Genomic DNA, 1,831 nt, shown 5'->3' on the forward strand with positions numbered 1-1,831 from the left:
CCGTCGTATGGAGGAAGGGATGTTCATCGCCTCGCGATATTTGGTGACGGTACGGCGAGCGACATCGATGCCGGTCTCCTTGAGTTGAGCAACGATGTCTTCGTCGGAATGTACCTTGTCGAGCGATTCTTCGGCTATGATTGCCTTGATCCGATGGCAGACAGCTTTGGCGGAGTGCGCATCGCCGCCCTCGCAGGATGCGATTGGCGCAGCGAAAAAATACTTCAGCTCGAACACCCCGCGCGGAGTCAACATGTACCTGTTCGAAGTCACCCGGCTTACCGTCGACTCGTGCATGCCGATCTCGTCAGCGACATTTTTGAGACAGAGAGGCCGCAGATGGGCGGCGCCGTGTGTAAAAAAGGCATCCTGCTGGCGCACGATTTCGGTCGCAACCTTAAGGATCGTCTTAGCGCGCTGCTTGAGACTGCTGATCAGCCAGTTCCCTTTTTCCTGGCAATTGTCGAGAAACGCTTTGCCTTCCGGATTTTGCTTGGTCAGCTGCGAGATTTCGGCGACATAGGTGTGGTTGATCAACACTTTGGGCAGCGTGGCCGGATCAAGCTCCACCCGCCATCCACCTTCGGACTTGGGCATTACCCAGACGTCCGGTACGATGGTTTCCGGCGTCCCGGACTGGAACCGGTCTCCAGGCTTGGGATCGAGCGCGCGGATTTCGTTCCTCATGTCGAGGAGATCCTCCTCGTCGACTCCGCAACGCTGCTTCAATCCCTGAAAATCCCCCCGTGCAAGCATCTCGAGATTGGCGACCAAAGCTGCCATAGCCGGGTCGAACCGGTCTTGCTGGCGCAGCTGAATCTCCAGGCATTCGCTGAGAGTTCGCGCAAAAATGCCCGGCGGATCAAATTGCTGCAAGATTCCGATGACCCGTTCCACATCAGCTTGCCGAACGTTTAACGTCCTGGCCAGATCGAAAAGGTTTACCTGAAGATAGCCAGTGTCCTCCAGATGAGCGGCGAGCTGTCCGGCAATCAGCCGCTCCTGGGGGGTGAACGGGTTGAGGGCGACCTGGCGGGCGACATGGTCGTGCAATGTTTCGGTGTGGGCGGTAAACTCCTCGACGGCAGGTCGATCGTTGCCGCTACTGCGTTGCGACTTCCATTGCCCGCGCCCGCCAGACGGCCCGCCAATGGGCGATTCGCCGATTTCGCTTCTGCTTTGACTGCTCCGCTGATCCACCCCTGGCAGCGGCGAATCGTCGTCAAACGGGTCAGGCTTCAAAACGGGGTTCTTCTCGAGTGCCTGCTGCACGAGCTGATGGAGTTCAGTATGCGTCAATCGCAGCAAGCGAATAGCTTCAATGGCTTGAGGCGATAAGACCATACGTTGCTTCTGGCGTTGAAGCAGGCTTGCTGAGAGATGCATGTTGAACCGTGATCTGCCGAGGAGGCTCTAGTGTGTGCTTGGGTTGTGTGAGACTTTCCACTTCTGGGTCATGCCGCCGCCTTCAATTTGTCGAGAACGTTTTGCGGGGATGAAACGCCATAGGGGTCCGTCTCGCAGTTGTCACAGAAGCCTTCCTCCTCGAACCACTGCTCCACCACGCCATCGTCGATCAGAGCGGCGTATCGCCAGGAGCGCATGCCAAAGCCCAGATTGTCCTTCGCGACCAGCATGCCCATTTTGCGCGTGAACTCGCCCGACCCGTCTGGGATCAGCTCGATCTTCTGCAGCCCCAAGGACTTTCCCCACGCATTCATGACGAAAGCATCGTTGACCGAGACGCAGTAGATCGCGTCAATTCGCAGTTCCAGAAATTGATCATAGAGTTTTTCGAAATCGGGCAGTTGGAAGGTCGAGCAGGTCGGGG

The 1,831-nt window shown here is 57.2% G+C and carries 2 protein-coding genes; both read right to left on the reverse strand.

Features of this window, described 5'->3' with window-relative positions; genetic code table 11:
- The coding region (rpoN, locus tag EN906_RS32765; RefSeq protein ID WP_127375705.1) for an RNA polymerase factor sigma-54 at window positions 1-1,386 on the reverse strand (1,386 nt) is incomplete at its 3' end.
- A 68-nt stretch (window positions 1,387-1,454) separates the two neighbouring features.
- Window positions 1,455-1,831 (reverse strand): redoxin family protein (locus EN906_RS32770; RefSeq protein ID WP_127375706.1); only part of this gene is annotated, 377 nt, incomplete at its 5' end.

The sequence above is a fragment of the Mesorhizobium sp. M7A.F.Ca.CA.004.06.1.1 genome (genome assembly GCF_003999135.1).
In the GTDB taxonomy this organism is placed as follows: domain Bacteria; phylum Pseudomonadota; class Alphaproteobacteria; order Rhizobiales; family Rhizobiaceae; genus Mesorhizobium.